6 protein-coding genes are annotated in these 7,254 nt (G+C 58.5%); 4 read left to right on the forward strand and 2 right to left on the reverse strand.

The window, feature by feature from the left end:
* Nucleotides 1-29 precede the first annotated feature (29 nt).
* The 3 genes from AACS18_RS03210 (at nucleotide 30) to AACS18_RS03220 (ending at nucleotide 3,545) form a co-directional block, all read left to right on the forward strand.
* Complete coding sequence (locus AACS18_RS03210; RefSeq protein ID WP_108613678.1) at nucleotides 30-452, forward strand: hypothetical protein; 423 nt, start codon at nucleotides 30-32, stop codon at nucleotides 450-452.
* Between the two features lie 249 nt (nucleotides 453-701).
* The gene (locus tag AACS18_RS03215) at nucleotides 702-2,834 is read left to right on the forward strand and encodes a hypothetical protein (protein WP_108613679.1); all 2,133 of its coding nucleotides are present in this window, start codon (nucleotides 702-704) and stop codon (nucleotides 2,832-2,834) included.
* Between the two features lie 3 nt (nucleotides 2,835-2,837).
* Complete coding sequence (locus tag AACS18_RS03220) at nucleotides 2,838-3,545, forward strand: DUF3142 domain-containing protein (protein ID WP_181363392.1); 708 nt, start codon at nucleotides 2,838-2,840, stop codon at nucleotides 3,543-3,545.
* Between the two features lie 13 nt (nucleotides 3,546-3,558).
* Here AACS18_RS03220 and AACS18_RS03225 read toward each other — a convergent pair whose 3' ends face one another.
* Entirely contained in the window at nucleotides 3,559-4,749 is a 1,191-nt protein-coding gene (locus tag AACS18_RS03225) for a MalY/PatB family protein (protein ID WP_108613680.1), read from the reverse strand.
* A gap of 87 nt (nucleotides 4,750-4,836) precedes the next feature.
* Nucleotides 4,837-6,423 carry a maltose/glucose-specific PTS transporter subunit IIBC gene (gene malX / locus AACS18_RS03230; protein ID WP_108613681.1) on the reverse strand — a complete coding sequence of 529 codons (1,587 nt, stop codon included), beginning with the start codon at nucleotides 6,421-6,423 and terminating at the stop codon, nucleotides 4,837-4,839.
* A gap of 281 nt (nucleotides 6,424-6,704) precedes the next feature.
* Here malX and AACS18_RS23035 point away from each other — a divergent pair.
* A partial coding sequence (locus AACS18_RS23035) for a LacI family DNA-binding transcriptional regulator (protein ID WP_258228837.1) occupies nucleotides 6,705-7,254 on the forward strand: 550 nt, incomplete at its 3' end.

A 7,254-nucleotide genomic window follows, 5' to 3' on the forward strand; every position in this document is an offset into this window, starting at 1 on the left:
GTCTTTGATAACACCCATCGGGAGGATTAATGATGTTCCATGCCATGCTATCAACCCTCGTTCGCCAGCTATCCCTGCCGCAGGAGTGCCTGCACGAAGAGGGGCTGGATCTGCAGGCGGGCCCCTTCAGCCTCCATATTCGCGAGCGGGATCAACTGGTGACCCTGTTTATTCCGCTGGGGGATATCCAGACCCCCTCCCTCGCCGCCATGGCCGACTGGCCTGTGCTGCAACTCAGCCGAGGCAGCGAACAGAGCACCCTGCTCTGGTGTCGCGAGTGGCTGGACAAGCTGGATGTGGATCTCCTGACCGATATGGTCAGCCGCATGCTGCATCAGGCTGAAGCCCTGACCCAAGGCACTGCACTAGCAGCTACCGAGCTCAGCGAGCCCGCAATCGAACCAGCCATGTCACGCCCGAACTGCGGTATCCCGGCGACCATTCGCGCCTGATATCGGCGTCTGCTCATAAGGGAAAACAGCGCAACCAAAACGGGGCCATCACTGATGGCTCCGTTTTTATTGCAGGCCTTACAAAGTAAGGCCATCAGCATTCTGTTATCTACTTGAACGTCCATCATAAACCACTGAAAGGTTGTCGATTGCAACCCACTTACGTACTATTGCCAACCATTGTGCTTCATGCTTCTTGGCTCGTGATTCAAGGAGTTGTCACTCGGCAGATAGTGGATACCGCCTCTTATGAAGATCTTGAAATACTGTTCGGCACTGGCATTCACGCTTGCTGCTTTTCCTTCGGTTGCCTCATTCGACCAAGACGGGTGCAGTTTTTGGCTGACAGACTGTACATTGCCTGCTTATCCGCTTTTCCTTTCCGAAAATGACACCAAGAGCAACTTGCTGATGCTGCTGGCTGACATGCAGCGACTCTCCCTCCCCTTTATGCTTCCGGCCGACCCGGCCAACGAACGCGATATGGAGCTCTTCTCTCTGCAGCGTCTGCCGCTTCCCGACGAGATGGAAAGCCAGGAACTGCGTGAACAGCTGGTTAGCCGGCTCACCGCCCATGACGCCTCGCTCCCGGCTTTGCTGGAACACTATGCTGGTCGGGATGCTCTTTACGGCCGAGCCATTTCCAACTCGCTGCAATCTGTCAGTCAATTTCTTGATGCCCTTGAGCAGAGTGACCTGTCACCTACCGAGCGCACGCTTCTGCTCAAAACCCGCTTACAGCTCCTTGGTCAACAGGAAGATAGCCCCCAGTCTTCCAACGTCACAATGAGCGAGTCTGCCAGGGAGTGGCAGGCTTATCTGGATGCTGCCCGCCACTTCTACGAAGGTCATTTCTCCGAGGCATTGACCGGCTTTATGGCTCTGCAAGGGGCAAAAGCGCAGTGGGTTGCCGAAACCGCGAACTATATGGTGATGCGAACACACCTTAATGCAGCGGTGAAAGATGCGCAGAGCGAGTATGGTGATACGGATTTCACCAAGAGTGATAAAGAGGCGCTGAAACAGGCCATGACACAGGGGCAGTCGTATCTGGCGACCTATCCGCAAGGCCGTTACATCAGCTCGACCAAGGGGATGTTCAGACGCATCAACTGGATGGCGGGTGATCAGGCTTCATTGCGCGATAACTATAGCGAAGCGATAGCCGCTGACCACTCCCTGCCGGAACTTGAGGCGCTGGTTAACGAAATAGATCTCTCTTTGCTGAGCGCAGATGCTTATCGAAATGAACTCGCCTACGAGGATAAAACTCAGCCTGAGCTGCTGTTTATCAATGCACTGCGTGGCCTCAGAACTGGCTATGACCAGAAACGCAACTGGAGTGACGAGCAGCTCGATGGGGCCATCCAGCAGTTGCAAGAGACGGGTAAAACGGAAGAGGCTACCTATCTGCAAGCTTATCGATTACTGCAGAACCAACAGTTTGATGCTGTACTGGCGCTGTTGCCCAAAACAGAAGGACAAAACGCATCAACCCTGGCGTTCAGCCGCCAGTTGCTGCGAATCTGGGCACAGCAAGGAATGAAGGCGTTTGACCAGGCAGAACAAGCCATGATGACGCTGGTTGCGGCACCTCTCACTCAAGCCCAACAGGCATTTGTGGAGAACATGCTGGCAGATCAGTGGGTACGTACCGGCAATACTGCGGCCATTTTCAACAAAGAGAGCCCTGTCACTCAGTTGCGGATACGCACCGTCGTGTTAAAACAGTCGGCCGATCCGGACTTGCTTCGTCAGCAGGCTCGGCAGGCCACAAGCGCCTTGGAAAGACAAATCGCCCTGCATACCTTGCTGGTGAGAGACCTGATTGCAGAGGATTACGCAACGTTCCTGAAAGACGTGACACTTATTCCGGCCGACTACAAGGAGGCTACCCCACCCAAGGATGAACCATGGCAACCGGTACCCAACAGAGATGTGCTCTTGTCAGCATTCAAGTGGGGAGGTGAAGGCACACCGCAGGGCTATTACTGCCGTGATTTGGCCTCCACTCTCGGCACACTGCTGCAACACCCCGGAGACGGACACGCACTCAACTGCCTGGGTGAATATCTGCGCAACAAGGATCCCGCGATCAATTTGTGGCAAGGAAAAGAGATGGTTTGGGGATTGTCAAAACCTGAGTCAGCCACCGCGCCAAGCAGGCTAAAGCTATATCAGGCCGTCATGGCCAACCCTAAAGCAGAGCCCGAAGACAAGAGCTATGCCCTTTATAGAGCCATCAACTGCTACGCACCATCAGGCTACAACGGGTGTGACGATCAGGAGCTCCCCAAGAGCATGCGGCAAGCCTGGTTCAATACGCTCAAGCAGCGTTATGGCAACTCGGTATGGGCCAAATCACTCAAATACTACTGGTAAACCATGCCGCAGCCCCTTGTGCCTAGCCTGCTAGTTCTGTTATCGACACTTGCTGCGCCACTTAAGGCAAGTGTCGATGTCAACCGCTATGACGCATTCTGGCTCTGGTCTGCCACCCGACATCAGCCAGTCCTGGCACAGGCAACCACCCTCTATTTGCATCAGGGGGAGATCCTGAACAGGCCATCCGGCCCCCGTTTTATCAAACTGGGTCGCGCTCCAACGCCACTTCAGACCGAACAACTCTGGCTTGTGGTGAGAGTGAATACGCTGCCGCTCTCTGCCGATCACAAGAAGTTGCTGGTCAAGCTGTATCAGGAGTGGCGCAAGGCCGGAGCCAAAGTAACGGGTATTCAGATCGACTTTGATGCAGCCACCCGCCAACTGGATCGTTACGCCACCTCTTTGCGGCAGTTGCGACAAGTGTTGCCAGCAGAGTGCAAACTCAGCGTAACGGGCCTGCTCGACTGGGCCAAGACGGGGGATGTGGCGCAACTCAACAGCCTTCCGGTCGATGAGATAGTGATCCAGACCTATCAGGGAAAACATACGGTACCGGGTTACAGCTCCTATCTACCCGCCATGATGCAGCTCACCATTCCATTCAAGGTTGGTCTGGTGCAGCAGGGCGAGTGGGAACCCTCGTGGCAGGCAAAGCTTGCAACCTCCCCCCACTACCGGGGGGAGGTCGTCTTCTTGCTCAATCGCTAGTCCAGGATATCCCTTACACCACCTCCCCCAGCGCGCCGATCAGGGCATCGAGCCCTTGATCTACCTTCGAGCGCGGGCAGCCGACGTTGAGGCGGATATAGCCTGTGCCTTCCGGGCCATAGGTGTCGCCGCGCATGATGGCGACCCGGTATTTCTCCACCAGCAAGGCTTGCAGCGCATCCATCCGTTCGGTGGAGTCGATGCCAAGGCCGCTCAAATCAATCCAGGCGAGATAGGTCCCTTCGGGCACCCGATAGTCGATGGCGGGGAAAGCCGCGTTGAGCCGCGCCGCCACCTGGGCGAGGTTGCCGTGCAGATAGGATTTGAGCGCATCGAGCCAGGCAGCGCCGTCCCGATAGGCGCTGATATGAGCCAGCACCCCGAGAATGGGCGGTGATGAGAGGCCATGAGCCGCCTTGAGCCGCTGCAGATAGGCGGCCCGCGCCGCTGCGTTGGCGATAAAGGCGTAGGCGCCGCCAAGGGCCGGAATATTGAAGGATTTGGAGCCCGAGCTCACCAGCGCCCAGTGATCGTCCGGCGCCACCTCGCTCCACGGCAGGTAGCGAGCAAAGCTCACATCCATATGGATGTCGTCCGAGATGACCTTGACCCCGTGGCGCTGGCAGATGGCGGCCATCCGGCCGAGTTCATCCCGCGTCCAGACACGGCCGGTGGGGTTGTGGGGGCTGCAGAGCAGCAAAATCCGGCAATCGGGGCGGGCCGCCTGTTGCTCGAAGCTGGCCCAGTCGATCTGGTAACTCCCCTGCTCTTTTTTAAGCGGACAGGGCAGCAGCACCCTGTCGTTGGCAGCCAGCATATTGCCGAAGGCGTCGTAGGCGGGGGTATGCACCAGCACCCCCTCCCCCGGCGCCGACCAGAGGCTCACCAGCTGGGCAATCACATAGATGACCGAGGGGCCGTAGACCAGCGTCTCGGGGTCGAGGCTCGCCCCGTAGCTGCTGGCAAACCAGTTGCTCACCGCCCCCTTGAAGTCGTCGTGATTCCAGCGGCTGTAGCCAAATACCCCGTGTTCGAGCCGCGTTGCCAGCGTCTGGCGAATGCAGGGGGCGGTCTCGAAATCCATATCGGAGATGGTAAAGGGGAGCAGATCGGCATGGCCAAAACGGTCGGCCACATAGTCCCACTGGGTGCAGTAGGTGCCGTGGCGGTCGACCACATGGTCGAAGTCATAAATATCGTGCATGAAGTTTCTCCCTCCATAAACAGGAGACATATTGGGAGAGGCAAACAAGGGGGGCTTGCGCCCCCCGTTCGGATCTTATTGGCCGGTTCAGGCCCCCATCAGACTCTGCAGCTGGTTTTTCACCAGATGGACCTGCGGGCCGATCACCACCTGCAGGTTGTGCTCGTCGAGCTTGATCACCCCGATGGCACCGTTCGCTTTCAAGACCTTGTCATCGACCCGGCTCATGTCCTGCACCGACATCCGCAGGCGGGTGATGCAGTTATCGAGCGCCAGAATGTTATCGGCGCCGCCCAGAGCGTTAAGGATGATTTCACCGTTGTAACCGCTGTTGCCGGCCTTCTTGCCTGCGGGCTGGGCAGCTTCGCTGGTTTCAATCTCGCGGCTCTCTTTTTCACGACCAGGGGTTTTCAGGTTAAAGCGCACGATGGCAAAGCGAAACACGCTGTAGTAGATGGCAAACCAGATGGCGGCCGCGACCGGCACCAGATACCACTTGGTGGCAGTGCCTTGCAGCACGCCGAACACCAGAAAATCGATAAGGTTGCCGTCGGTGTTGCCGATGGTAACGCCGAGCAGCCCCATGGTCATAAAGCCCAGACCCGTCAGGATGGCGTGAATGACGTAGAGCACCGGCGCCACGAACAGGAACAGGAACTCCAGCGGCTCGGTGATACCGCCGATAACGCAGGCCACCACGCCGGAGACCAGCAGTGCCTTGATCTTGCCGCGATTTTCAGGGCGGGCGCAGTGATACATGGCAAGCGCCGCACCCGGCAGGCCGCCGAGGAAGGCAGGCATCTTGCCCTGAGAGAGGAACGAAGTGGCAGAGACCGAGAAACCGCTGGTGTCAGCGCAGGCGAGCTCTGAGTAGAAGATATTGAGGGCGCCGCTCACCTCGTGACCGCATACCAGCTGGGTGCCGCCCGCTTCGGTAAAGCGGATCAGCGCCACCAGAATGTGGTGCAGACCGAGCGGCAGCAGCAGGCGCTCACCGGTACCGAACAGGAAGGGACCGAAGGGACCAGCGTGGGAGATAAGCGCCCCGATACCGTTGATGCCAGCGGCAAACCAGGGCCAGGCAAACGGCACGACCAGACCGACCACCCCCAGTACCAGCACAGTGATGATGGGCACGAAGCGGGCACCGCCGAAGAAGGCGAGCGCATCGGGCATCTTGTAGGTGTAAAAACGGGCGTGCAGTTTGGCGACGATCACCCCGACGATGATGGCCCCCAGAATCCCGGTGTCGATGGAGCTGATGCCGAGGATCGATTTCACCCCGTAGGCCTTCTCCGCTGCCGCATCACCGATGACGTTGGCCACCGTGAGGTAGAAGTTGATGGAGAGGTTGAGCGCCGCATAGCCGACGAAACCGGCAAAGGCCGCCACCCCCTTCTCTTCCCGTGCCAGCCCCAGCGGAATGGCCACCGCGAACATCACCGGCAGGTAGATAAAGGCCACCAGCCCCACCTTGGTCATCCAGAGGAACAGCAGTTGCAGCACGGTATTGTCGAGGAAGGGCATGCTCTGCTTGACCGCATCGCTGGTGAGCGAGCTGCCGACACCGAGCAGAATGCCCGAGAAGGCCAGCAGGGCGACCGGCAACATAAAGGTCTTGCCGAGGCTCTGCAGGAACTCCCAGATAGTGGATTTGGCTTGAGGCTTGGCCATGAAACGGCTCCTTGTGAATAGACAGCAATATCTGCGGCTTTCCCCGTGGCTGCTCGTAGCAATCTCGACGCAGAGGCGCGGGTCAGCATCAGGTTTTGCTGGATGATAAAACGTTTTATCAACTTACAAGTGCCGACAGGATCACAGAATCAGGGGGCTGGCTGGCAGCAGGATCCAAATTTGTGAGCCGGATCGGCCAGATGGTGATGTAACGTTTCACTTAAGTACTCGAGCAGGTATGCTGGGGCCTCGTACTCAACACGCCGTCGTCCGTTCGCCCTATGTCGCCCAAATCCCTCTCTGCCAAAGCCACCAAAATCACCGATGTCGCCCAGCGGGCGGGTGTGTCGGTCACCACCGTCTCCATGGTGCTCAACGGCAAGGGGCGCATCTCCCCCGCCACCGCCGAGCGGGTGCAGCAGGCGATAAAAGAGCTCGACTACGTGCCCAACAGCGCCGCCGCCAACCTGCGCAGCCAGCAATCCAATCTGGTGGGGCTGATCCTGCGCGACATCACCGACCCCTTCTATACCGAGGTGACCGCCGGGGTGAGCGAGGTGCTGGAGCAGCAGGGCTATCTGCTGTTTCTGACCCAGTGCGGCCACAGCCCGGAGCGGCTGCAGCAGAGCATCCACTCCCTGTCACGGCAAGGGGTGGCGGGCATCATCTTCAATCCGGTGCGCGGCGCGGCGGCCAAAACTCTGGAGACCCTGCTCGACTCCGAACTGCCGGTGGTGTGCGCCGCCCGCTCCTACTATCGCGATGACGTGGACTTTATCGGCCCCGACAACACCCACGCCGCCAAGCAGGCCACCACTTCCCTTATCGAGC

It is taken from the genome of Aeromonas sp. HMWF015, from assembly GCF_963878965.1.
In the GTDB taxonomy this organism is placed as follows: domain Bacteria; phylum Pseudomonadota; class Gammaproteobacteria; order Enterobacterales; family Aeromonadaceae; genus Aeromonas; species Aeromonas veronii.

Coding starts and splice junctions, on each gene's coding strand:
- AACS18_RS03210 (WP_108613678.1), top strand. CDS start 30: ATGATGTTCCATGCCATGCTATCAACCCTCGTTCGCCAGCTATCCCTG.
- AACS18_RS03215 (WP_108613679.1), top strand. CDS start 702: ATGAAGATCTTGAAATACTGTTCGGCACTGGCATTCACGCTTGCTGCT.
- AACS18_RS03220 (WP_181363392.1), top strand. CDS start 2,838: ATGCCGCAGCCCCTTGTGCCTAGCCTGCTAGTTCTGTTATCGACACTT.
- AACS18_RS03225 (WP_108613680.1), bottom strand. CDS start 4,749: ATGCACGATATTTATGACTTCGACCATGTGGTCGACCGCCACGGCACC.
- malX (WP_108613681.1), bottom strand. CDS start 6,423: ATGGCCAAGCCTCAAGCCAAATCCACTATCTGGGAGTTCCTGCAGAGC.